This window comes from Microbulbifer regidiadema (SeqCode), assembly GCF_052467605.1.
The window spans coordinates 1353082-1377837 of the sequence record NZ_CP174316.1; the positions used below are offsets into that span (position 1 = coordinate 1353082).

Consider the following 24756-nt stretch of genomic DNA (forward strand, 5'->3'; position numbering starts at 1 on the left):
ACTCAATACTAACTATACGATTATCGGCACCACCTGTGCCAATGACATAAAATAACAAGCCCGTTAATCACGGGCTTGCTAAAGAGGAAGGCTTACTTGCGTTTTGTCGCATCGTAAGCGAGATCTTCAGCAGCCACCTGCTGCTGTCTTTGTCTCTCTTGCTCCTTCTCACACTCATCGTCATCGCCACCGCAGACTGTGCAATCCTGCTTCATGCCGATATTGTTGAGCCCGCCACAAGTCCCTTTCAATGGTTTGTTCTGAACCATGGCCCCGAGCGCCATACCGGCAACAACGAGCAACATGGCCACAAAGGCAAATATAAAAATTGTCATTTCTCAGACCTCTCTAAATAAGCTTCGAACCCAGAGCTATAGCGCTCTTCAAAACCTGTATCCGTTTTCACCACCATAAAGACAGCGAGATCGTCGCGCTCGGCCAGGGCCATGCCGGCATCCGCACCGAGAACATTAAGCGCGGTAGCCAGACCATCGGCCTCAGCACAGGTGTCGGCAACGACGGTTACCGATGCCAATCTGTGCTTGATGGAGCGCCCGGAGCGAGGATCAATACTGTGGGAGTAACGAACACCATTCCTTTCGTAGTAGTTGCGGTAATCGCCACTGGTAGCTACAGACTTGCCGCTCACCGCGATCGGCTCCTGCACCATCTGCCCGGCTGAACTGGGCACCTCGATACCAATCACCCAGGCCTTACCCTTTGGATTCACACCCAGGGTTCGCAGTTCACCGCCAATCTCGACCAAGTAGTTGCCAATACCCAGGTCTTCCAGCAGCTCAGCGACTCTGTCTACACCGTGGCCCTTGGCAATCGCCGAGAGATCCACCTCAACCGGGCGGCTCTTGATAACGGTATCCGGCTTTCGGGTCAGGGTTAACGCATCGGAACCGACGACGGTTAGCAGATCGGCAATGTCTTTATCTGAGGGAATATGCTCAGGTTCAGGCTGCGGGCCAAAGCCCCATAAGTTGACCAGTGGGCCAACTGTCACCTCGAAAGCACCCTCACTGCGGTGGTAGATATCCAAGGACATCTCCAGCACATCGGCCAAATGTTGGCTAACCGGGATCGCCTGCCCTACCGGGCTGCGGTTAAAGCGCATTAACTCGGAGTCGTCGATATAGGTCGACATCTCCTGATTGACCTGCTGCAACTCATCGTCGATCAGCTGCTGCAACTCGTCCTGTTTAAGCCCCGGAGGTACCTGAGCTACGGTGATGTGATAGCTGGTGCCCATAGTGCGGCCCGCCAGCTGCCAGGTCTCCGCTGCGGGGGAGCAGGCCGATAAAATTACCACTGCCCAAAGCAAAAACAGGGCCGTAAAGACGGGCCCTGTTTTTGAGTTTGTCGGGCCTGTGATTGCTTTTAGCAAGCTAAGCCCTCCAATTATCCGCCGAAGTCATCCAGCAGGATATTTTCATCTTCTACACCCAAGTCCTTGAGCATATTGATGACTGCCGCGTTCATCATGGGCGGCCCACACATGTAGTACTCACAATCTTCCGGAGCCGGGTGGTCCTTCAGGTAGTTTTCATACACGACGTTGTGGATGAAGCCGGTGTAACCGGTCCAGTTGTCTTCCGGCTGCGGATCGGACAGAGCCACATGCCACTGGAAGTTGTCGAACTCGGAAGCCAGACCATTGTAGTCGTCTTCGTAGAACATCTCGCGCAGAGAGCGCGCACCGTACCAGAAGCTGATCTTACGGGTAGAGTTCAGGCGCTTGAGCTGGTCGAAGATGTGTGAACGCATCGGCGCCATACCGGCACCACCGCCGATAAATACCATCTCGTTGTCAGTTTCCTTGGCGAAGAACTCACCGAAGGGACCGTACACCTTGATCTTGTCACCCGGCTTCAGGCTGAATACGTAGGAAGACATCTGACCCGGCGGAATACCCTCAGTGCGGGGCGGCGGAGTCGCGATACGGATGTTGAACTTGACAACACCTTTCTCTTCCGGGTAGTTGGCCATGGAGTAAGCGCGAACCACGGGCTCGGTCACTTTGGACTCCAGCTTGAAGAAGCCAAAGTGCTCCCAGTCGCCACGGTACTGATCTTCAACTTCGAAGTCGGAGAATTGCACGTGGTGAGCCGGCGCTTCCAGCTGTACGTAACCGCCAGCGCGGAAGTCGACGTTTTCACCTTCGGGCAGACGCAGAGTCAGCTCTTTAATAAAGGTGGCCACGTTCGGGTTGGATTCCACAGTGCACTCCCACTGCTTCACACCAAACACCTCTTCCGGCACTTCGATTTCCATGTCCTGCTTAACCGCAACCTGACAGGAAAGACGCTTGCCTTCTTTGGCGTCGCGCGGGGTAAAGTGAGCCGCTTCGGTCGGCAGCATATCGCCACCGCCGGCAGTCACTTTACAGGTACACTGCGCACAGCTGCCGCCGCCGCCACAGGCGGAGGCCAGGAACAGGTTGTTGGCAGCCAGGGTTTGCAGCAGCTTGCCGCCGGCCGGTACGGTGAGGGTCTTCTCACCGTTAACCAGGATGTTGACGTTGCCGGTGTTTACCAGGCGCGAACGGGCCGCAAGGATCACCGCTACCAGGGCCAGTACGATGACGGTAAACATCGCTACGCCGAGGATAATTTCAATATTCATTCTATTGTTTTCCCCGCTTAGATATCGATGCCGCCGAAGGACATGAAGCCCAGGGACATCAGACCAACGGTTACGAAGGTGATACCCAGGCCTTTCAGGCCATCCGGAACGTCACTGTACTTCAGTTTTTCACGAATACCGGCCAGAGCGGTAATCGCCAGTGCCCAGCCGAGGCCGGCACCGAAGCCGTAGGCAACACTCTCACCGAACGCGTACTCGCGCTCCACCATGAACAGGGACGCACCCATGATGGCGCAGTTCACGGTGATCAGCGGCAGGAATACACCCAGCGCGTTGTAGAGTGCCGGTACATATTTATCCAGGAACATCTCCAGGATCTGTACCAGTGCCGCAATTACGCCGATGTAGGACAGCAGGCCGAGGAAGCTCAGGTCCACGTCGGGGTAACCGGCCCAGGCCAGTGCGCCGTCTTTCAGCAGGTAGGTGTAGATCAGGTTGTTCACCGGTACTGTCAGAGTCAGTACCACGATAACCGCAACACCCAAGCCAATAGCGGCCTCGATCTTCTTCGATACCGCCAGGAAGGTACACATACCGAGGAAGAAGGCCAGCGCCATGTTTTCAACGAAAACGGCGCGGATAATCAAAGAAATATAATGTTCCACGGATTAGGCCTCCTGCGCTCGGGAATTAGGCGCAATCTTGAACTCATCTTGCTCCACCTGTGCCGGTTTCCAGGCACGGATCGCCCAGATGAACAGGCCGATCAGGAAGAATGCGCTCGGTGGCAACAGCAGCAGGCCGTTGGGGATATACCAACCGCCGTTGCTCACGGTGGTCAGGATATCGATACCGAACAGTTTGCCGGCGCCGAAGAGTTCACGAACTACCGCGAGGCCGATCAGGATAACGCTGTAGCCCAGGCCGTTACCGATACCGTCGAAGAAGCTGGGCAGCGGCGGGTTCTTCATAGCGAAGGCTTCCGCACGGCCCATCACGATACAGTTGGTAATGATCAGACCGACGAATACGGACAACTGCTTGGAGATGTCGTAAGCCAGGGCCTTGATCAGCTGGTCAACCAGAATTACCAGAGAGGCAATCACAGTCATCTGTACGATGATACGAATGCTGTTCGGGATCTGGTTGCGGATCAGGGATACCGCAACGTTGGAACAGGCTACAACCGAGGTCAGTGCGATACACATTACCAGGGTAACCTGCAACGAGCTGGTAACAGCCAGTGCAGAACAGATACCCAGGATCTGCAACGCGATCGGGTTGTTGTTAAAAATCGGCTCTAGCAGAGTATCTTTAATTTTCATGCTTATGCCTCCCCTGCTTTCAGGTTTTTCAGGAAGGGACCGTAACCCTGGTTGCCCAACCAGAAGTTCACCAGGTTGCTAACACCCTTGCTGGTCAGAGTCGCACCGGACAGGCCGTCTACTTCGTGAATCGCTTTCGGGCTGCTGGGGTTAACCTGGCCCTTGATCACTGCGATATCCACGTCGCCCTGGCTGTTGAAGACTTTCTTGCCAACCCACTGGGCTTTCCAGTTGGGGTTGTCAACTTCACCACCCAGTCCCGGAGTTTCCTTGTGCTCGTAGAAGCCGAGGCCCGCTACGGTGTCGAGGTTGCTCTCCAGAGCGAGGAAGCCGTACAGGGTGCCCCACAGGCCGTAACCGCGAATCGGCAGAATGATCTTGTCCAGCTTGCCATCTTTCTCTACCAGGTATACCTCTTTGGTATTTTCCCGGCGGATAATTTTGGCGGTGTCCTCGTCGGAAGACAGCTTTTCACTGCCGGACGGGATCTTGGCCGCAGCGCGACCGCTGCCGCCAGCCGGAGCCTGATCGGTAAACTTACCGGTGCTCAGGTCAACGTATTTAATCTGTACGTCGGCGAAGGCCTTTTCGACTGCCGCTTTATTAGCGTGAGAGTCGTTCAGCAGGCCGCCAGCCATCAGTACATTGCGCTTCATATCCAGCTCGGCATTGGCCTGCTGAGCGGGCTTCAGCATTACCGCAGCGGTAGATACCACTACGGAGCACACCAGACACATTACCAGCGCGACAATCAGAGTACCGGTTATGGAATCTTTATTAGCCACGTGCCAACCTCCGTTTGATATTGGACTGCACCACAAAGTGGTCAAACAGCGGAGCGAACAGGTTGGCGAACAGAATCGCCAGCATCATGCCTTCCGGGAAGGCCGGGTTCACCACACGAATCAGGACAACCATCACCCCGATCAGGATGCCGTACCACCAGCGGCCGGTATCGGTCATCGCAGCGGATACAGGGTCTGTAGTCATAAAGATCAGACCGAAGGCAAAGCCGCCTACTACCAGGTGCCAGTACCAGGGTACATGGAACATCGGGTTGCTGGCTTCGGAAGCGAACATGTTGAACATAAACGCGGTGGCCATCATGCCCAGCAGGGTGCCGGCAACGATGCGCCAGCTGGCGATCTTCATGCCCATCAGGATCACGCCGGCAATCAGCATCGCCAGGGTGGAGGTTTCACCGATAGAACCGTGCATTTTACCGAAGAAAGCGTCGAGCCAGGTCAGCTGGCCGCCAGCCAGGTTCACCACCTGGTTCTGAACACCTTCGCTGGCCATTACAGACAGCGCAGTAGCGCCGGTGTAACCGTCAACCGCAGTCCAGACCACATCGCCGGACATCGCTGCCGGGTAGGCGAAGAACAGGAAAGCACGGCCGGTCAGTGCCGGGTTGAGGAAGTTTTTGCCGGTACCACCGAAGACTTCCTTACCGATAACCACACCAAAGCTGATACCCATAGCCACCATCCACAGGGGCAGATCCGGCGGACAGGTCAGGGCGAACAGGATGGAGGTTACGAAGAAACCTTCGTTGACTTCGTGACCGCGCACCGCGGCAAACAGCACTTCCCAGATACCGCCCACAATAAAGGTGACCGCATAAATCGGCAGGAAGTACATGGCACCGTAGACAAAGTTGTCCCACAGGCTAGCCGGGTTGTAGGAGGTCAGAGCACCAATAATGGCGTGGCGCCAGCCGGACAGGTCCGGGTTGGTCATGCCTTCGAGAATGGTGTTGGCCTGGAAACCGATATTCCACATACCGTAGAACGCCGGAATCATGGCACAAGCCCACACAGTGATCATAATGCGCTTCAGGTCGATGCCGTCGCGCACGTGAGCCGTGGTCTTGGTCTTGTCAGCCGGCTGGAACAGACCGGTGTCAATCGCTTCAAACAGGGCGTAGAACTTTTCGAACTTGCCGCCTTTGTGAAACTTGGGTTCGATCGAATCGAGGAATTTACGCAACATACTTACCCCTCCTTCTCAATACGGGTCAGGTTGTCCCGCAAAATGGGGCCGTACTCGTACTTGCCCGGACACACGAAGGTGCACAACGCCAGATCTTCTTCATCCAGCTCCAGCGCACCCAGTTTCTGCGCCATCGCAGTATCGCCAACGATCAGGGAGCGCAGCAGCTGAGTGGGCAGCACATCCAGGGGCATTACCTCTTCATAGGTACCGATGGGTACCATGGCGCGCTCAGAACCATTGGTGCTGGTGGTGAAGTTAAACAGCTTGTTCTTAAACAGGCGCGACAGGTAAATGGGGAAGATGGAGAAACGCTTGTTACCGGCACGCAGGTAGTGCAGGAACGGGCGCTCATTGCCCTCTTCCAGTATAGAGATCTGGTTGTGGTAGCGGCCCAGGTAAGCCAAGGGGCCCGCTGCGGTGCGGCCGCCAAATACGGAGCCGGAGATAACGCGATCGCTATCGCCTTTCAGATCGCCAGCAGTCAGCTCATCAAAGCTCGCGCCCAGACGGGTGCGCAGCAGACGCGGCTGCTTGACCTGAGGGCCCGCCAGGGAGATAACGCGGTCGGTGAACAGCTTACCGGTGGTAAACAGTTTGCCTACGGCGATCACATCCTGGTAGTTGATGGTGAATACACTGCGGTTGCCAGAAACTGGCTTCAGGTAGTGGATATGGGTACCGGACAGGCCTGCCGGGTGCGGGCCCGCAAAGGTTTCATGGCGAATATTAGCAGCGCTCGGTACCGGGATATCCGCATCGGGAGCGCTACAAACAAAGGTAGTCTCAGCCAGCTTGGACAGAACTTCTACACCCTGTTCAAACGCTTCGCGGTTCTCGGCAATAACCACTTCCGGATTCGCCGCCAGCGGGTTGGTATCCATCGCATTGATAAATACCGCTGCCGGCTCGGCATCCAGGGCGGGTACACGGCTGAACGGACGAGCGCGCAGCGCGGTCCACATGCCGGACTCAACCAGGTTTTCAACCACTTGTTCGCGAGTCAGGCCAGACAGTTTGTCTGCGCTGTAACTTTTGAACTCTTCCGCTTCGTCACCGTCTATCTCGATCACGACTGACTGCAGCACCCTGCGGGCACCACGGTTAATCGCAACAACACGGCCCGCAGCGGGAGCAGTGTAACGCACGCCTTCTGTTTTTTTATCGCTAAACAACAGCTGACCAAGTTTGACGCTATCCCCTTCAGCCACCGCCATCGTCGGCTTCATCCCGTGGTAATCGGGGCCGAGAACAGCGACGGTCTTGAGCGCAGGACCATCTTGGATGACCTGCTCGGGCGCGCCGGATATGGGTAAGTCCAATCCCCGACGGATCTTTCTCATACGCCTATGCCTAAGTTTCTAGTTTAAAAAATTGCAATAGGACCCACCGTCCCATTACTGGGAAGCTAGGTCCTCTTGAGGAATTCCGCGCTGCGAGGGCTTACGCCGCATCACCCGTGAACCGGGAGGAAGGAAGCTGACTTATAGGTTGTGCGCGCTAACTTCTCGGCGCACGGCCGCCCCGCAAAATCGCGCGCATTATAAAGATGGGCCAGGGTCTTTACCAGCCTGGAAAGGCTTTAAGTGGCACTAAGTTGGGAAAATTCTGCTGAAAAAACAGGGATTTGGGGAGAGATGGTGCGGCGACCGAAGCGGTCGCCGGCACGTCACAGCCGCCTCTGGGAGCCGGCTGTGACGAGGAGGCGTGACGCCTTAGTCCTCTTTCGGGAACAGCTTGTAGCGAACGCCGGCCATATCTTCCAGGCAGCGAACCACCTGACAGCTGTAGCCGAACTCATTGTCGTACCAGCAGTAGAGCACCGCGTTCTTACCGTCCACGATAGTCGCGGTGGAATCGAATACGCAGGCGCGGCGGGAGCCGACAAAATCGCTGGACACCACTTCCGGGGAGTTGGTGTAGTCGATCTGCTGGCGCAGCGGCGAGTGCAGCGCCACATCGCGCATATATTCGTTCAACTCTTCCTTGGTGGTCTCTTTACCCAGGTTCAGGTTCAGGATCGCCATGGAGACATTGGGGGTCGGAACGCGAATCGCATTGCCGGTGAGCTTACCTTTCAGCTCGGGCAGTGCCTTGGCAACCGCCTTGGCAGCACCGGTTTCGGTCAGAACCATGTTCAGCGCTGCTGCGCGACCGCGACGCTCACCCTTGTGGTAGTTGTCGATCAGGTTCTGGTCGTTGGTGTAGGCGTGTACCGTCTCCACGTGACCGTGCTCAACGCCGTAGCCGTCCATCATCGCCTTCAGGACCGGTACGATAGCGTTAGTGGTACAGGAAGCGGCGGACAGCACCTTGTCTTCCGGCTTGATGTCGCTGCTGTTGATACCGTAAACGATATTCTTGATATCGCCCTTGCCCGGCGCAGTCAGCAGTACCTTGGAGGCGCCAGGGCTCTCCAGGTGCTGGCTCAGGCCGTCTTCATCGCGCCATACACCGGTGCTGTCAACGACGATCGCGTCGTTGATACCGTGCTGGGTGTAATCCACTTCCTGCGGGGAGTTGGCGTAGATGATCTTGATTTCGTTACCGTTACAGATCAGGGAGTTAGTCTCCTCATCTACACGGATGGTGCCCTGGAAGGCGCCGTGTACGGAGTCGCGACGCAGCAGAGAGGCGCGCTTCACCAGGTCGTTGGGCGCCTTGCCCTTGCGCAGTACGATCGCGCGCAGACGCAGAACGTCACCACTGCCCGCTTTGTCGATCAGCAGGCGGGCAACCAGACGGCCGATGCGACCAAAGCCGTAGATCACAACATCTTTGGACTCAGGCAGAGGCTTGCCGGCACCTGCGGCGTCGGTCAGCTCTTCGCGCACAAACTCGTCCACGGACAGGCCGCGGTCGTCGCGCATATATTTGTTGGTCATGGTTCCCAGGTCAATATGTACGGGACCCAGGTCCATCTTGCAGATGGCTTCCAATACAGGGAAGGTTTCAAACTCGGAGAGTTCATTCTCCTCAACCTGACGCACGAAACGGTGCGCTTTCATAATGCTCAGAACTGAGCGATTAACCAGGTTGCGGCCATACATATAAATACCGACGTTGCTCTCACGGTTGAGCTTTCCAATCATCGGGATCATGGATTCAGCCAGCGCTTCACGCTGTTTCCAATCCTTGAAAAAGTCCGCGGGCTTCGGTCGCTTCTGAGTCACTGTCAGACACCTCTGCAATGTGTTTAGTAGACAAGAAATACAGCCCTAAAACCACTCAGGGCCGCATGGCTGCGCATTATCAGTATTCGCTCAGCACTGCGCAACTGAGCAAAAAAGAGCCAAAAAAATGTAGTAAAACTACCTTTTTGTAGCTCGCCCCCGGGATAGCGCGCAATCCTCAAAAAAACGTCGCCACCGCCGCCGGGAAACACAGATATGGGCAACATTCCCTGCAGCCAAAACTGTTCGCGGCTACAATAGCCGCCTCGACGACACCCGAATAAAAGCGTGGATATATAAGGAAAGATGACAGAAATACAGCCCCTGACCCCACCGAAGTTTCGCTCCTCCAGTGACCGACAATTTTGGGGACAACTGCACGGCGCAGCTGCCGCGTCCGCCATCCTCAGCGCGGCGCGTAATAACAAGGCGCCCACCCTGTTAATCACAAAGGACAGTCTCGAAGCGCACCGCCTAGAGGTGCAATTGAAATTTTTTAACAAGGCGCGGCGAGATAAGGGGGGGAATGAGGCGCTGGAGATCTTCCATTTCCCCGACTGGGAAATCCTCCCCTACGACACCTTTTCCCCCCACCAGGATATTATTTCGGATCGCCTTGCCACGCTGTACCAGCTGCCAAAAATGGGCGCGGGTATCGTCATTATTCCCGTCAGCACCCTGATGCACCGACTCCCCCCCTGCAACTACATCGCCGGCAATGCGCTGATACTGGAAGAGGGGCAGCAGTTTGATATCGATATCCAGCGAAGGTTGCTGGAGCAGGCCGGCTATCACTGCGTAGATACCGTCTACGAGCACGGTGAATTTGCCGTGCGCGGCTCGCTGATGGATATTTTCCCAATGGGCAGTCCCCTGCCCTACCGTATCGATCTGTTCGACGACGAGATCGAAACCCTGCGCACTTTCGACCCGGAAACCCAGCGCACCATCGACACCGTGAAAACCATTCACCTTTTGCCGGCACGGGAATTTCCTTTACACAAGGCCGCCCTGTCGGAATTCCTGCAAAACTGGCACGGCGAATTCGACAGTGACCCCAGCCAGGTACCGATATATCAGGATATCAGCGCGGGAATTGCCCCGGCGGGTATCGAGTACTACCTGCCCCTATTTTTCGACGGCAACTGCTCCAGCCTGTTCGATTACCTGCCCGAGGGCAGTCAGGCATTTTTGCAGGGGGACATCCAGCAGGCGCTCGACAGTTTCTGGCGCGAAGTGAGCAACCGCTATGAAAGTCGTCGCGGCGACCTGACCCGCCCCATTCTGCCACCGCGCCAGATATTGCTGGAAGTCGACGAGTTTAATGGCGCCCTGAAGTCCATGCCCCGGGCAATCTTTGCGACGGAGAGCCTGCCGGAGGCCCAGGGCAACTTTAATTTTGCCGCTGTTACACCGCCCTCGCTGCCGGTAGATGGCAAGTCCGACCAGCCCCTGGCCGCGCTGGAAAGCTACCTGATGGAATATTCCGGCCGGGTGCTCTTCTGTGCAGAGAGCAGCGGGCGGCGCGAAGCGCTGCTGGAGCTATTAAAGGGGATACGCCTGACCCCGCCCAGCTTCCAGAGCTGGCAGGACTTCCTCGCCGCAGAGGACCCTATCGGCATTACCGTAGCCCCCCTCGACCAAGGACTGCTGCTTGAGGAGCCACAGATCAACCTGATCGCAGAGCCGCAGTTATTTGGTGAGCGCGTCCTGCAACAGCGCCGCCGCAAGAAGGCCAAAGATGAAGCGGACAATGCGGTTAAAAACCTGGCCGAACTGCGCATGGGCACCCCCGTAGTCCATATTGATCACGGTGTGGGCCGCTATCGCGGCTTACAGCACCTGGAGATCGACGGGCAACCGGCAGAATTCCTGACCCTGGAATACGCCGATGAGGCCAAACTCTACGTACCTGTGGCCAGCCTGCACCTGATCAGCCGCTACTCCGGCGCCGATGAAGCCCTGGCTCCGCTGCACAAGATGGGCAGTGAGCAGTGGCAAAAAGCCAAGCGCAAAGCCGCCGAGAAAGTGCGCGATGCCGCAGCGGAACTGTTGGATATCTACGCCCGCCGCGAAGCCCGCATTGGCCACGCCTTCGACAACCCTCAACTGGCCTATCGGGAATTTTCCGCAGGTTTCCCCTTCGAGGAAACCCCAGACCAACAGCAGGCTATCGAGGCAGTTCTGGGGGATATGCTCTCAGACAAGCCGATGGACCGACTGGTGTGCGGCGACGTGGGCTTCGGCAAGACCGAAGTGGCTATGCGCGCCGCCTTTGTCGCCGCCCACGCAGGTATGCAAGTGGCCATGCTGGTACCCACCACCCTGCTGGCCCAGCAACACTATCAATCCTTCCAGGATCGCTTTGCCGATTGGCCGATCAATATCGAGGTGATTTCCCGCTTCCGCTCCGGCAAGGAAGTGGACAGCGTGAAAGAGAAGGTTTCCAGCGGCAAGGTGGATATCCTGGTTGGCACCCACAAGCTGCTGCAAAGCGATCTGGACTTTAAAAATCTCGGCCTGCTGATTATCGACGAAGAGCACCGCTTTGGCGTCCGGCAGAAGGAGCGCCTGAAGAGCCTGCGCTCCGAGGTGGATATCCTCAACCTTACCGCCACCCCTATTCCCCGCACCCTGAATATGGCCATGGCCGGTATTCGCGATCTCTCGGTGATCGCCACCCCGCCGGCACGGCGTCTCTCGGTGAAAACCTTTGTGCGCGAGCGTGATGACGCCCTGGTAAAAGAGGCCATCCTGCGGGAGATATTGCGCGGCGGCCAGGTGTACTTCCTGCACAACGAGGTGAAAAGCATTGAACGAATCGCGCGGGAATTACAGGAGATGATTCCCGAGGCCCGCATCGGTATCGGCCACGGCCAGATGCGCGAGCGGGAGCTGGAACAGGTGATGAGCGACTTCTATCACAAGCGCTTTAATGTCCTGGTCTGTACCACCATTATCGAAACCGGTATCGACGTCCCCACCGCCAATACCATTTTAATCGAGCGCGCCGACAAGTTCGGCCTGGCCCAGCTCCACCAGCTGCGCGGCCGCGTGGGGCGCTCGCACCACCAGGCCTACGCCTACCTATTGACCCCCAACAAGCGCTCCATGACCGGTGACGCGGTGAAGCGCCTGGAGGCGATTAGCGAGGCCCAGGATTTAGGTGCGGGCTTTACCCTGGCAACCCACGACCTGGAAATTCGCGGCGCGGGCGAGCTGCTGGGCGAGGAGCAAAGCGGGCAGATCCAGAGCGTCGGCTTCAATCTGTATATGGAGATGCTCGACAAGGCGGTGAAGGCCATCCGCGAGGGCCGCACACCGAATATCGACGAGCCGCTCGAATCCCCAGCGGTGGACGTCAATCTGCGGGTCGCGGCGCTGATTCCCGAGGACTACCTGCCCGATGTCCACGGCCGCCTGATTATGTACAAGCGCATCGCCAATGCCACCGACCGGCAGCAACTGAAGGAGCTTCAGGTGGAGATGATCGACCGCTTCGGGCTACTGCCGGAATCGGTAAAGCACCTGTTCCGCACCACGGAGATCAAGTTGAAGGCCGAAAACATGGGCATCCGCAAACTTGAGGCCTCCGCTGCGCGAGGGCGTATCGAATTTGCGGAGAATACCCGTGTAGATCCGCTCACACTGGTTAAGATGGTGCAAACCCAGCCGGGACGCTACCAGCTGGCCGGCGCCAACCAACTGAATTTCAGTCTCGATGAGGAGGGTACAGAGCGCAAGCTACAGGAGATCAACGAAGTTCTGGAAAAGCTTGCACAGTGATACCATTCGGTAGGCGGCGGGAGCTGGCGATTAGACTACCTAGTCAGCAGCTCCCACCCAAACGGCCTCCCGGCAACAACACTCTCGGCACCCCCAATAGAATTGTTTAAGTGGTAAACCCATGAAAAGGATAATTAGCCTCTGCTCAACCCTGGCGCTCACGCTGGCAGCCACCAGTGCCCAGGCCGTTAACTACGCTGGCAATACTTTCGAAATAGAGATGATCGTATTCGAGCGTCCCCAGGGAATGGAAAACTCAGCAGAGACCTGGCCCGCCGCACCGCGCCTCCAGTACCCATCAAAGTGGGTCGACTTCGCAACACCGCGCACACCGCGCCCAGCGGCGGCAGAGGAGGCCCTGTCACTGGATGACATTATCTCCGCGCCTGAAGCGGGCAACCCATCGGACCTTGAGCCCGCAGGGCTTGAGGGCGTCCCCGGCGAAAATGTTGAAACGCGACAAGCCCCCAAACCCGCCGCCGCAAACCTGCTCCTGAGGCCGGTACCGACACTACTCAATAACAAGGCTGCAGCGATTTCCCGCGCCGGGGATAAAATCCTGTTTCACCGGGCTTGGCGCCAGGTGCTGAAAACCAAGAGAAATTCTCCCGCCATCCTGATTGATGGCGGCAGCCAGTTCAGCGGCCACAGCCAGCTTGAGGGGTTTATCACCTTGAGCGTTGCCCGCTATTTACATATCAGCACAAATCTATGGCTCAACGATTTTTATACCCAACCCGGGGAGCAAAGTATTCTCCTCCCTCAGCGCCCGCAAAATAAAGTGGAAAGACCACTGCAAATCTCTACAGATAACTACAGCGCTGGTGGGGATACCTATCCGCAAAATAACGGCTTTGATATTGAAGCTAATCAGGGTTCCATTCATAGCCGCGAGCCTCTCACCCTGAGTGAACCCGAATTTATAAAAGAAGCACCGCTATATGTTGCGCACGCAGCGAGATTACAACATGAGCGACGCCTGCGCAGCGGGCAACTGCATTATATAGACCACCCCGCGTTTGGTATTCTTATTGAGGTGCGCACCGTCGCCAAACCCAAAGAAGATTCATCAAATATCGACACCCCGGCCAATGAGCTTTCAAAAAATAGTGGCGCATAAAATTAATCCGCCGAAGTAACCAAAAAAATAAAGCCCCGCTCAGCACAGCGGGGCTTTATTTTAGATAGCACCAATACACACCCCAACTCCAAAGACTTTAATCCCAGACAAATTAATTCCAACATTCTTTTACAAAAGGCGCCATCGCCTTTTAATTTAATTGATTTACTTTCATTTAACCCATAGACATAAAACAAGCAAATACCGCCAATAACCAATAAAACCCAAACTAACAGCAACAACTGGACTCAACAACAATAACAAAAATCAGGTTAGTATTGAGCAGCATATATGCCACCTTATACACATATATATCGGGGGGCTTTGACCCACTATAGCGGCAGTGCCAAAAATGCTATCGCAGTATCAATCTGAGCGAGCAAGCCGCTTATTGCCAAGCTCACGAGTGCAGGGCCAGAAAGCAAAAAAGCGGATCACAGGGATCCGCTTTTTAGAGGCGCTGACAGGGCCGGCATCAATTAATGCCGCAAAACCCTACACGACAACAGTTCTTTCAACGAGCGATCAGTAAATCACTCACAGGGAACAACATCTTCCGCCAGCAGTCCTTTGTCACCTTGTTGCATTTCGAACTCTACCGCCTGCCCCTCATTAAGGGTTTTGTAACCCTCGCCGCGAATGCTGCGATAGTGAACGAAAATATCTTCAGTTCCTTCTCCACAGGTGATGAAGCCATAACCCCGTGCGTTATTAAACCACTTCACTGTACCTGTAACGCGATCACTCATTGAGAAAACCTCATTATTGTTATTGCGCCTACCTCAACCACCTCACTGCTTAATTCGGCAAGAAGGGCAAACGCCACCCCATTGTTAACAAACTGCTCCATGCAGAATGCTATCTTGCTTAATCCGATGAGCAAACACTCAAAGGACGTACCCTGATTCTTAGATAAAACAGCGCCAGTGTCTAGTTTTCTCTGTGAAATAAATACTACGTTTTTACCAATATGCGTAATTAACCGTCAAAATCTACAAAAGCACTCATTTGTAAACTAATCATTTGTACCTTATCGCACTCCCATTCCTCAACTGTCTAACGCGGCTTCTCGCGTTATCGCCGGCATATCGGCAATATGCAATGTCGAAGTCGGGAATGCACAGGATGCTCCATATCCTTCGATTATCTTAAGAATCGTTAATAGAACATCTTGCTTTATTTCGTGATAGCGTACCCAATCGGTAGTGCGGGTAAAAGTGTATATAAAGAAGTCCAGAGATGAGGCGGCAAAACTATTAAAGTTAACGATAAGCGTACGATTGGAATCAATTTCCGGATGCTCCTGTAACATAGTTTTAACATCGGCCACAATTGCCGCCATATGATGGGCATCCTCATAGCGAATACCGATCGTTTCGAAAATTCTTCGATTGAGCATTCGAGAGGGGTTTTCTACCGAGATCTGGGTAAAGACCCCATTGGGAACATAAACGGGGCGCATATCAAAGGTGCGTATTCTGGTCAGGCGCCAACCGATATCCTCTACGGTGCCCTCGATATCCCGGTCTGGGGAGCGCACCCAATCACCCACCGCAAACGGCCGATCCAGGTAGATCATCAGGCCACCGAAGAAGTTCGCCAGCAGGTCCTTGGCCGCGAAGCCCACCGCTAAGCCGCCAATGCCACCAAAAGCCAAAACGCCGCTAACGCTGTAGCCCAGGAACTGCATGATCACAATTCCCGCCGTGATCAGAATTGAAGCTCTGACCAGCTTGCCGATCGCCCGCACCGTAGTGGCATCCATCGGCTTGCCCATATAGCGCGGATCGCACAAATTGTGCTCCACACTGCGGGAGAATCGCCAGGCAAACCAGGCCATCACCAGAATCAGGCCGATTTCCCGGATCGGTGTCGCCAGAGAGAATATCTCTGCGCCGGTGGCGCTCCCAGCCCGCTGCGCCGCAACACTCAGGCCCAGTAGCCAGACCAACACCTGCCCCGGGGGCGACAGCGCTCCCACCAAAGCATCATCCCAGGGATTAACCGTCTGCTCGGCTTTGATCATCATACGCCGCACAAAGCGGCCAAACAGCCAAGCCGCTACACCAGACACAAGCACAATGAGGAAAACTGACACTATCCAAACCCGGTTCTCACCCAGCCAGGACAACAACACACTCTCAACGGACTCCACTTGACCCCCTCCGCGTTCAATAACAATCAGCAATAGCTGCAATAAGGCCCCATCGAGCGGGGGCCCTACAAATTCAACAATATTTTCTCAGCGCATTATCGAAGCTAACCAGTCTCTGGTTCTATGCCAACGCGCACTCTTTTCAAGATCTGCCCAGGACGATATCACGGGCCTGCCTCTCATGGCCGACAGGCGGTGGCTCGATTCCGGCTTGGGCACAAAGGTTTCCAGGGCTGCCAGGGCCTCAAAGGCACCCACCCGATTGTTACAGACGATTCCCATGTCACAGCCCGCATGCAGGGCGGCAAGAATCCGGTCACCGTAACCACCCGCAGCCCCGGCTCCCTCCATCGACAAGTCGTCGCTGAAAATCACCCCGGTAAAGCCCAGCTGCCCCCGCAATACATCCTGCAACCAATAACGCGAGAAACCCACCGGCTGGCTATCTATATTCACAAAGCGAATATGAGCCGGCATCACGGCGCTTAATTCTTGGGTGGCAATGCAATCGATAAAGGGCAGCGCATCTGTTGCCATAACCTGTTCCAGGGAGCGCTTGTCCTCAGGCAGCTCTACATGACTGTCCTCGAGTACATGACCATGACCCGGAAAGTGTTTTCCGGTCGTCGCCATGCCCGCCTCATGCATTCCCTGAATAAATGGGCGCGCCAGTGCGGTTAATCGGGCCGGGTTGGGACAGAAGCTGCGGTCGCCAATTACCCGACTGTGGCTGTCATCCGCATCCAATACCGGCGCAAAGCTGAAGTCCACGCCCACAGCAAGCAACTCCGCCGCCAACAGCCAGCCCACATCTTGCAGCTGCTGGCCACTGGCCGCAGCGCCGAGGGCCTGCATGGAGGGTATGCGGGTAAAATCATCGCGAAACCGCTGCACCCGCCCGCCTTCCTGGTCCACTGCCAATAGGATTTCCGGGCGCACCGCGCGGATCGATCTCACCAGCTGGGTAAGCTGCTGGCGGTCCCGGTAGTTGCGGGCAAAAAAGATAAGCCCACCCACCATGGGGTGTCTGAGCAGCTCGCAATCTTCCTCGCTGAGTTCGAGCCCCTCAATATCCACCATTAGCGGTCCGAGTGATAGTGACATATTACATTCCTTATCGCTTTGGCAGCGCACTCACGGATTGTCCACCTTCAGCATGGCTGAAGCCGCAGGCACCAGGCGTTCAAGAGTCTGAGAAAGCGTACTATCGGCACCGAAGTCTTCCCGCAGGATCGCCTCAATCGCATCGTGGCTCGACAGTGTAAAAATGGTTGCGCCCAACATAAAGTAAAGGCGCCAGTAGAAGGTTTCCGGATCCAGCCCCGGCAGCGCTTCCGCCAACAGGCCGGCAAAACGGCGGTAGCTATCCCCATATCGGGATACGATAAATCGGCGCAGATGCCCCTGGAACTGGGTATAGGCCAACCCCAGCAGGCGCATAAACCGCTGCGGATCTTTCCCCTCCAAGCCCAGGCTTCCCAGGCCAACCCGGTACAGGCACTCGATCAGCTCCTCCACCCCCAGGGACTGCCCCTCGGCAACACGGCGATCCAGCTCTTCCTCCAGCGCATCGGTGAAAGGTGTTAGGAAACGTTCGAATACCGCCTGTATCAATTCCTTTTTGGAGCCAAAATGATAGTTAACTGCGGCCAGATTCACTCCCGCCGTGCTCGTGATCGTTCTCAAAGAGGTTTCAGTAAAACCTCGTTCAGCAAACAGCACTTCCGCTGCATCGAGTATCCGGCTGACCGTATCTGTCTGGCTCATAAGTCTCAAACACCATTTAAAACATACGTTTAATCGCCGCCAGAGTAGCACATTCTCACTGCCGCAGAGTCCACTGGATAGGCGCCCCGCAGCCTCAGTAAAAGTGCCGAACGCCCCCAGACCCCCTTAGCGCTAAAGTGTGAGAGCAGTCCAAGTAAAAGTTTGAGCGGGGGTGTTTTTTAGTGCTTTAGAGATCGCAGGCTGGGGGGTACCGCAAAAGAAAAGCGACCCGTTGAAGGATCGCAGAGTTGTTCGGGAGTAATTCAGAGCCCCGCTTTAGTTCGGTTTATTTGCGAGCTTATGCTTTCACATGCATATATTTCATAATTAGAGCCGCAGCCTCCTCCACACTATCGACAAGATGGAAGAGATCGAGATCACCGGCATCGATGCAGTTGCGCTCTAAAACGGTATCTACCAGCCAGTCGTAGAGCCCACTCCAGTAGCGCTTACCCACCAATACAATCGGGAAGCGCCGCACTTTCTGGGTTTGTACCAGGGTGAGTGCTTCAAACAGCTCATCCAGCGTGCCGTACCCGCCGGGGAGCCCGACAAATCCGAGCGCGTGCTTTACAAATATAAACTTGCGCACAAAAAAGTAGCGGAAATTCAAACTGATATCTTGATAGGGATTCGCCGCCTGCTCAAAGGGCAGCTCTATATTTAAGCCAATCGACGCGCCCGGCTGGGCAAAGGCACCCCGGTTACAGGCCTCCATCAAACCCGGCCCGCCGCCGGTAATCACCGGTATTCCCTCCGCAGCGAGAAGCTCTCCCAACTTCACGCCCTGCTGGTACTCAGGACTATCCTCTGTAAACCTCGCCCCTCCAAACACAGTTACAGCCCCGCCCAACGCAATCAATCGCTCTATTCCATCGACCAACTCAGACTGAATACGAAGCACCCTCCAAGCTTCCGGCATCTTTGCGTCCAACATTACGTTTCCCCCTTATTGTCAGCTCTTTCAACGTTTTCTGCTTTCCTTACTTTCTCTCTCAATGTAGCAGTTCACAAAGACTAAAAGCTGAGGATTGCGCGAACATTAAATCTGTATATAATTCCAGCAACTGTATATAAATACAGAAAACTAGGTAAAACTATGACCAATCTCACCGCTCGTCAGACTCAGGTTCTCGACCTGATCAAAGCCTACCTGGATGAAACAGGCTACCCGCCAACACGGGCAGAAATCGCCCAGGAACTAGGCTTTCGCTCACCTAATGCCGCTGAGGAACACCTGAAAGCTCTCGCTAGAAAAGGCGCCATTGAGATGGTTGCCGGTGCCTCCCGTGGAATACGTATCCCCGACCATCAATCCGGTCTACCCATTGTGGGACGGGTTGCCGCAGGTCACCCGGTCCTCGCCGCTGAGCATATTGAGGACTACTGCGACATGCCTGCCAGCTTTTTCCACCCACCGGCCGATTACCTGCTGCGGGTGCACGGCATGAGTATGCGCGACGCCGGGATTCTCGATGGGGATTTACTCGCCGTACAAAAAACGGAACAGGTGCGCAACGGACAGATCGTGGTTGCCCGAATTGATGATGAGGTTACTGTGAAGCGTTTTCGCCGCAAGGGTAATCAGGCAACGGTTCAGCTGCTTCCTGAAAATGATGACTTTGAGTTAATTCAGGTCGATATGAGAGATAAGAACTTTGTGATTGAGGGGCTGGCTGTCGGTGTGATTCGCCAAGCACCTTAAGGCGCTCTAAAAACAACAACAGCGGCCACTGGCCGCTGCTGATTTAACCAATAGCACTGACATTAATGCAATGCTGCTATCAGGCATTACTATTAGTGAACGGTGTGATTTACCGGCATCAACTCTTCTTCCTCGAAGTAGCCCACCTCGAGATCGTCCAGATTTTGCACAGCTTCAATACCCGCTTCCAGCATAGCCCGAGCTACAGCAACCTTGTGCTTTTGCAAAAACTGAAGGCTCTCTGCTGAAAAAGAGATGCTCACCAAAGGGTCCTCCTTGTGGCCAGCACGACGCAAGGCTACATCGCCATTAGCCAACTCGATAATCTCAAAAGTTTCGGAGGACATTCGCTTTTCCTTCACGGCACAGTAGTTTGCGCCCAGTGTACCACAGGCTTGCGGGAAGTTTCATTCGCCCCGCTCAAGTCCGAGATGTTCTCAATTAATTTATACTCTGGCCCATTTTTAAGCTGAGACTTAGACAACTGCGCAGCAGTGTCGAACCCCTGCGACAAAAACAGGGGCCGACCTGAAAGCAGTGAAGAATACGGGCCTTAAAGGCCCGCAAAAAGATCAGTGAATTGCCCAGGGGCTTCGGAGATGACTTAACACTCGTCCAGATGGGCCCGCTGCCTCACCACCAGCTCGCTCAGGCAGCGATGCCAGTCGAGCAGCGACTCTTTGCACAGGGGGGCAAATTCTGGCGCGGCGACTTCATTGTGTAGCGGTATTAAATTGACCGGCTGTGACTTTTCCTCGGCAGCCGCAGATATTTTCTGCTGCTCCTGCCAGGCGTGCAGCATATGGGACAGCCAGCTTTGCGGATCGCCCACCAGGCCTGCCAGTTCATTGACCTCAGCACTGGCCCGCCCCTGGACACCCAGCGCATCGATAATCAACTGCGGGGAAGCTGGCTCAAACCCCAGCTGAAGCTGGCTGGCCTGCTCTGCGAGAAAGGCCCGGTAGGCCTTGCACAACTGCATCAATGCCGCTTCCTCCAGCGCATCGCGCTGGAGGGGAATATCCCACGGCTGCTGCAACAGCAACTGGCCCTTGCGCAGAGCCGAAGTCACATGGATGGTGTAGGGGTTACTCATGGCCTACTTCTTTGCCGCTGCTTTTTTAGTCGCAGGCTTCTTGCGCGTGGCAGCCGTGCTCTTGGTCGAGGCCTCTACTTTCCAACTGCCATCGCGGTAAAAAGCACGCCAACCGGTCGCCTTGCCTTCCTCCTCAGATTGAACGTATTGCTCCTGAGTTTTACGACTGAATCGAACCACCGTATCCCGGCCACTATCGTCCTGCGTCGGCGCAGAAAATAGGAAGCTGTATTTTGGATCGATTTCGCTCTGGTGGGGCAGCAACTCTTTGACCAGCGGAGCCCGGGTCTCGCGGTTTTTGGGGAACTGACTGGCAGCCAGGAACAGACCCGAGGCACCATCGCGCAGGATGTAGTGATCCTCCACTTTGATACAGGCCAGCTCCGGCATGGGAACCGGGTCCATTTTCGGTGGTGCCGGCTGTCCATTTTTTAACAGCTTACGAGTGTTCTTACAGCTCTCATTGGTACAGCCAAAGTACTTGCCAAAGCGGCCCGACTTTAACTGCATATCACTGCTACATTTATCACACTCGATAATCGGACCATCGTACCCTTTAATTTTAAAGGTGCCCTGCTCTATCTCGTAGCCGCTGCAATCCGGGTTATTGCCGCAAATATGTAATTTGCGCTGCTCGTCCAACAAGTAGCTATCCATGGCAGTACCGCACTTGCCACAGCGGCGCTTCTCGCGCAGCAGCCTGGATTCCGCTTCCTCGTCCTTGTCCGCATCGACCGCTTCATCCCCCGATACCAGGTTCATGGTATTGGTACAGCGCTCTTTGGGCGGCAGTGCGTAACCGGAGCAACCGAGGAACACCCCGGTGGAACCGGTGCGAATCTGCATATGGCGGCCACACTTGCCGCACTCGATATCGGTATCGGTCGGCGTGTTGCGGCGCATGCCCGCATCGGCAGACTGGGCTTTTTCCAGGCGCCCGGAAAAGTCCTGATAGAACTCATCGAGCAGTTGCTTCCAGCCCTTATCGCCATCGGCAACTGCGTCCAGAGATTCCTCCAGGTTTGCAGTAAAGCCGTAATCCATCAGGTTCTTAAAGCTTTCGCTGAGCCGGTCGGTGACAATATCCCCCATTTTTTCGGCGTAAAAACGGCGGTTCTCCAAGCGCACATAACCGCGATCCTGGATCGTGGAAATAATGGAGGCGTAGGTGGAGGGGCGGCCGATACCGCGCTTTTCCAGCTCTTTAACCAGGGCCGCTTCACTAAAGCGCGCCGGCGGTTTGGTAAAGTGCTGTTTGGGGTCCAGCTGCTGAAGGGACAGTTTATCGCCGACCTTCACATCCGGAAGCAGTAGATCCTCATCCTTTTTGCCGCTCGCTGGAGCGACCTTGAGGAAACCGTCAAATCGAATCACCCGGCCCCGCGCGCGCAACTCAAAGTCGCCGGCACTGACCACAATTGAAGAGGAGGTGAACTGGGCTGGGGTCATCTGGCAGGCGACGAACTGCTGCCAAATCAGGTTGTACAGCCTCTCCGCGTCCCGCTCGACACCGGAGAGCATATTCGGGGCGATACGCACATCGGATGGGCGAATCGCTTCGTGCGCTTCTTGAGCGCCCTCTTTGCTGCTGTAGCTGTTGGGACTTTGCGGCAGGTACTTATCGCCGTAATTCTCGCCAATATAATCCCGCGCAGATTCCACTGCCTCTTTACTGAGGTTGGTGGAGTCAGTACGCATATAGGTGATATGACCGGCTTCATACAAACGCTGGGCCAGGGTCATGGTCTTCTTCACGCTGAAGCCGAGACGGTTACTGGCCGCCTGCTGCAAGGTGGAGGTAATAAATGGCGCGCCGGGCTTGGAACTGGTGGGCTTGTCGTCGCGGGCTGAAACGACAAACTCACTGGACTGCAGCTGCTTGGCAGCATTCATCGCCAGCTCTTCGTTGGTGGGACGGAAAGCCTCACCGGCCTGCTTTTTCACCTCGAGGCGCAACTTGGCCGCCTTTGTCGTTGCGGTGTCGGCAAACAGGGTCCAGTACTCTTCGGGAATAAACGCGCGGATTTCCCGCTCCCGCTCCACCACCAGGCGAACAGCAACGGATTGCACACGCCCCGCAGACAAGCCCCTGGCCACTTTCTCCCACAGGAGTGGGGATACCATATAGCCGACAATCCGATCGAGGAAGCGGCGCGCCTGCTGGGCGTTGACGCGGTTAATATTCAGGCGGCCGGGATCTTTAAAGGCCTCCTGAATCGCCGATTTGGTAATTTCGTTAAACACGACCCGGCGGTAGCGGTCGTTATCACCGCCAATCGCCTCGCGCAAATGCCAGGCAATCGCCTCCCCCTCGCGGTCCAAGTCCGTTGCGAGATAGATGTGATCGGCGCCTTCGGCGAGCCGCTGCAATTCGCTCACCACTTTCTCTTTGCCCGGCAGTATCTCGTAGTGGGCCTGCCACTCCTGATCCGGGTCTATCCCCATACGCTTGATCAGCTGCTCGCGATTTTTCTTGCGCTTGTAAGCCTCTTTCGCCTCGGGGGAAAGCTTGCGTGTTTCCGCCGCACGACGCGCGCGCTCCTTTGCGTCAACCGGTTGTTTATTGCCCCCACCCGTGGGCAAATCGCGAATATGGCCGACACTGGACTTCACAACAAAGTCCTTGCCGAGATATTTATTGATGGTTTTCGCTTTGGCCGGTGATTCGACGATGACCAGTGATTTACCCATAAGCCTTTGATTTCAAATGAAAATTTACTGCTATTGCAAGTCTTGTAAGCCCTCTTATCGGGCTTGTGCTGCGCGAATATATAAGCCTCACATCAAGCGCGGTCAAGCAAAGCTGACAATTTTCCGCTCTCAGTCACCAAAATTGGCACCGGCCAGTCCGCTAAAATGCGACCCCGTAGACGCTCTTTTATACCGCTTTCCCGCCGCTCAGAGCGGCCCCTCAGTGCCCGAGTGGGCGCTCACTTTCCGAATAGCTTCTTCTATTAAGGGGGTGTATTCATCGAGCGAAGCCATCAACTTTTGGAAGGCCTGTTCACCGCCGGTTTCCGGCCACTGAATACCGAGACCCACCGGGGTTGCGGTAATGGCACAGGCTCCCCGGGGGATTTTTTCCAGCAGCTGGTGTAAATATTTCCACGCAGCCTGTGGCGCCGGCTGGCCATCGACCCAATCCCAGACACCGGAAAAATTCAGCTCGTGCTCCAAGCGCTGCTTGTCCAGCACCCAATCCACTTGCAACCCTTTGCGATTCTGCCAGCAGCGGTAATAGACCGCCGCAGTGCCATCGCCTAAGGCGGCGGGCAGCGCCTGGATTTGTACGGTAATGCCGGCCCGGGCCGCCCGGCTGCGCAGGTCCGCCAGGCGGCTGTCGCGGGCATTGGGCTTGAGCCACATCACCGGGCCCAGCACCAGCGCGATGGCAAACACGATGATAATCACCGGCAACCAATCAGACATAACCATTCCTCATTGTGGAAAAAAGTGACTATTGTGCGGTGTTTCGTGTGATCTATGTCAATCGGTTTTTTTTGCGGTAGACTCAAAATAGGTGTCAAAAGGGTGTTTTCACAGTCAATAAAAAGGGATAGGAGCAGGTAAATTATGGCGAAATACCAACACATCCTCGTGGGCTTGGACCTGTCAAAAGAGTCTTCTCAGGTACTTGAAAAAGCGGCGGATATGGCTGAGGCATTTGGTGCAGAGCTAAGTTTACTGCACGCCATTGAGCCCCTGACCTTTGCCTATGGCGGGGATATCCCTATGGACCTCTCCGAGGTACAGGAGCAGCTACAGTCCCAGGCCAAGGAGCAGCTGCAAAAAGCCGCCGGGCCGCTAAATATCCCCGCCGATCGCCAGCACGTCATCCTCGGCCAACCCTCCACCGAAATTCACCGCCTGGCCCAGGATATCCAGGCCGATCTGATTATTATTGGCAGCCACGGCCGCCACGGCTTGGCGCTGCTGCTCGGTTCCACCGCCAATGGCGTCCTCCACGGCGCCAAATGCGATGTCCTGGCCATTCGGGTCTTTGTGGAGGACGAATAACCCGGGCAAAAAGGGAAGCGGCATCAGT

General features: G+C 55.5%; 23 protein-coding genes. 4 read left to right on the plus strand and 19 right to left on the minus strand.

What is annotated here, in order from left to right:
* Positions 1–92: 92 nt before the first annotated feature.
* The 9 genes from nqrM to ACJJIF_RS06560 all read right to left on the minus strand — a co-directional run bounded on the left by nqrM (position 93) and on the right by ACJJIF_RS06560 (position 9088).
* Positions 93–335 (minus strand): (Na+)-NQR maturation NqrM, encoded by a 243-nt coding sequence (gene nqrM, locus ACJJIF_RS06520; RefSeq protein WP_444931428.1) that lies wholly within the window; start codon positions 333–335, stop codon positions 93–95.
* Positions 332–1393, minus strand: a complete 1062-nt coding sequence (locus tag ACJJIF_RS06525; protein WP_444931429.1) for an FAD:protein FMN transferase — start codon at positions 1391–1393, stop codon at positions 332–334. Before ACJJIF_RS06525 ends, nqrM begins: the two co-directional genes overlap by 4 nt.
* A gap of 14 nt (positions 1394–1407) precedes the next feature.
* A complete protein-coding gene (gene nqrF, locus ACJJIF_RS06530) occupies positions 1408–2631 on the minus strand; it encodes an NADH:ubiquinone reductase (Na(+)-transporting) subunit F (protein ID WP_444931430.1) in 1224 nt (407 codons plus the stop codon).
* A 17-nt stretch (positions 2632–2648) separates the two neighbouring features.
* Positions 2649–3257: an NADH:ubiquinone reductase (Na(+)-transporting) subunit E gene (gene nqrE / locus ACJJIF_RS06535; RefSeq protein WP_020413086.1), complete on the minus strand. Its 609-nt coding sequence runs from the start codon at positions 3255–3257 to the stop codon at positions 2649–2651.
* A gap of 3 nt (positions 3258–3260) precedes the next feature.
* Positions 3261–3917 carry an NADH:ubiquinone reductase (Na(+)-transporting) subunit D gene (locus ACJJIF_RS06540; RefSeq protein ID WP_444931431.1) on the minus strand — a complete coding sequence of 219 codons (657 nt, stop codon included), beginning with the start codon at positions 3915–3917 and terminating at the stop codon, positions 3261–3263.
* A 2-nt stretch (positions 3918–3919) separates the two neighbouring features.
* Positions 3920–4702 carry a Na(+)-translocating NADH-quinone reductase subunit C gene (locus ACJJIF_RS06545; protein WP_444931432.1) on the minus strand — a complete coding sequence of 261 codons (783 nt, stop codon included), beginning with the start codon at positions 4700–4702 and terminating at the stop codon, positions 3920–3922.
* Positions 4695–5909, minus strand: coding sequence for an NADH:ubiquinone reductase (Na(+)-transporting) subunit B (locus ACJJIF_RS06550; protein ID WP_444931433.1), 1215 nt, complete (start codon positions 5907–5909; stop codon positions 4695–4697). The genes ACJJIF_RS06545 and ACJJIF_RS06550 overlap by 8 nt, the downstream gene beginning before the upstream one ends.
* Positions 5910–5911: 2 nt before the next feature.
* A complete protein-coding gene (locus ACJJIF_RS06555; protein WP_444931434.1) occupies positions 5912–7252 on the minus strand; it encodes a Na(+)-translocating NADH-quinone reductase subunit A in 1341 nt (446 codons plus the stop codon).
* A 372-nt stretch (positions 7253–7624) separates the two neighbouring features.
* A complete protein-coding gene (locus ACJJIF_RS06560) occupies positions 7625–9088 on the minus strand; it encodes a glyceraldehyde-3-phosphate dehydrogenase (protein ID WP_444932322.1) in 1464 nt (487 codons plus the stop codon).
* A gap of 300 nt (positions 9089–9388) precedes the next feature.
* Between ACJJIF_RS06560 and mfd the strand changes: the two genes are divergently transcribed.
* Both mfd and ACJJIF_RS06570 read left to right on the plus strand, forming a co-directional pair.
* Positions 9389–12868, plus strand: coding sequence for a transcription-repair coupling factor (gene mfd / locus ACJJIF_RS06565; RefSeq protein WP_444931435.1), 3480 nt, complete (start codon positions 9389–9391; stop codon positions 12866–12868).
* A 121-nt stretch (positions 12869–12989) separates the two neighbouring features.
* A complete protein-coding gene (locus ACJJIF_RS06570; RefSeq protein ID WP_444931436.1) occupies positions 12990–13988 on the plus strand; it encodes a CsiV family protein in 999 nt (332 codons plus the stop codon).
* A gap of 2 nt (positions 13989–13990) precedes the next feature.
* Here ACJJIF_RS06570 and ACJJIF_RS06575 read toward each other — a convergent pair whose 3' ends face one another.
* From ACJJIF_RS06575 to ACJJIF_RS06600, 6 genes are all read right to left on the minus strand, one after another.
* Complete coding sequence (locus ACJJIF_RS06575; protein ID WP_444931437.1) at positions 13991–14230, minus strand: hypothetical protein; 240 nt, start codon at positions 14228–14230, stop codon at positions 13991–13993.
* A 291-nt stretch (positions 14231–14521) separates the two neighbouring features.
* A complete protein-coding gene (locus tag ACJJIF_RS06580; RefSeq protein ID WP_020413094.1) occupies positions 14522–14737 on the minus strand; it encodes a cold-shock protein in 216 nt (71 codons plus the stop codon).
* Between the two features lie 299 nt (positions 14738–15036).
* Complete coding sequence (locus tag ACJJIF_RS06585) at positions 15037–16143, minus strand: mechanosensitive ion channel family protein (RefSeq protein WP_444931438.1); 1107 nt, start codon at positions 16141–16143, stop codon at positions 15037–15039.
* A gap of 87 nt (positions 16144–16230) precedes the next feature.
* A complete protein-coding gene (gene nagZ / locus ACJJIF_RS06590) occupies positions 16231–17247 on the minus strand; it encodes a beta-N-acetylhexosaminidase (RefSeq protein ID WP_444931439.1) in 1017 nt (338 codons plus the stop codon).
* Positions 17248–17277: 30 nt separating this feature from the next.
* Complete coding sequence (locus ACJJIF_RS06595; RefSeq protein ID WP_444931440.1) at positions 17278–17910, minus strand: TetR/AcrR family transcriptional regulator; 633 nt, start codon at positions 17908–17910, stop codon at positions 17278–17280.
* 298 nt (positions 17911–18208) lie between these two features.
* Positions 18209–18847 carry an LOG family protein gene (locus ACJJIF_RS06600; protein ID WP_444931441.1) on the minus strand — a complete coding sequence of 213 codons (639 nt, stop codon included), beginning with the start codon at positions 18845–18847 and terminating at the stop codon, positions 18209–18211.
* A 162-nt stretch (positions 18848–19009) separates the two neighbouring features.
* Here ACJJIF_RS06600 and lexA point away from each other — a divergent pair, with 162 nt between their 5' ends.
* Positions 19010–19615: a transcriptional repressor LexA gene (lexA, locus tag ACJJIF_RS06605; protein WP_444931442.1), complete on the plus strand. Its 606-nt coding sequence runs from the start codon at positions 19010–19012 to the stop codon at positions 19613–19615.
* A gap of 92 nt (positions 19616–19707) precedes the next feature.
* Here the strand turns inward: lexA and ACJJIF_RS06610 are convergent, their stop codons facing one another.
* The 4 genes from ACJJIF_RS06610 to ACJJIF_RS06625 form a co-directional block, all read right to left on the minus strand.
* Positions 19708–19962, minus strand: a complete 255-nt coding sequence (locus ACJJIF_RS06610; RefSeq protein ID WP_444931443.1) for a hypothetical protein — start codon at positions 19960–19962, stop codon at positions 19708–19710.
* A gap of 257 nt (positions 19963–20219) precedes the next feature.
* Complete coding sequence (locus ACJJIF_RS06615; RefSeq protein ID WP_444931444.1) at positions 20220–20711, minus strand: DUF6586 family protein; 492 nt, start codon at positions 20709–20711, stop codon at positions 20220–20222.
* A 3-nt stretch (positions 20712–20714) separates the two neighbouring features.
* The gene (gene topA / locus ACJJIF_RS06620; protein ID WP_444931445.1) at positions 20715–23402 is read right to left on the minus strand and encodes a type I DNA topoisomerase; all 2688 of its coding nucleotides are present in this window, start codon (positions 23400–23402) and stop codon (positions 20715–20717) included.
* Positions 23403–23609: 207 nt separating this feature from the next.
* On the minus strand, positions 23610–24140 hold the full coding sequence (locus ACJJIF_RS06625) for a hypothetical protein (RefSeq protein ID WP_444931446.1): 531 nt from the start codon (positions 24138–24140) through the stop codon (positions 23610–23612).
* Between the two features lie 144 nt (positions 24141–24284).
* On the opposite strand from ACJJIF_RS06625, the gene ACJJIF_RS06630 reads away from it, so the two are divergent.
* The gene (locus ACJJIF_RS06630) at positions 24285–24728 is read left to right on the plus strand and encodes a universal stress protein (protein ID WP_444931447.1); all 444 of its coding nucleotides are present in this window, start codon (positions 24285–24287) and stop codon (positions 24726–24728) included.
* The last annotated feature ends 28 nt before the right edge of the window (positions 24729–24756 follow it).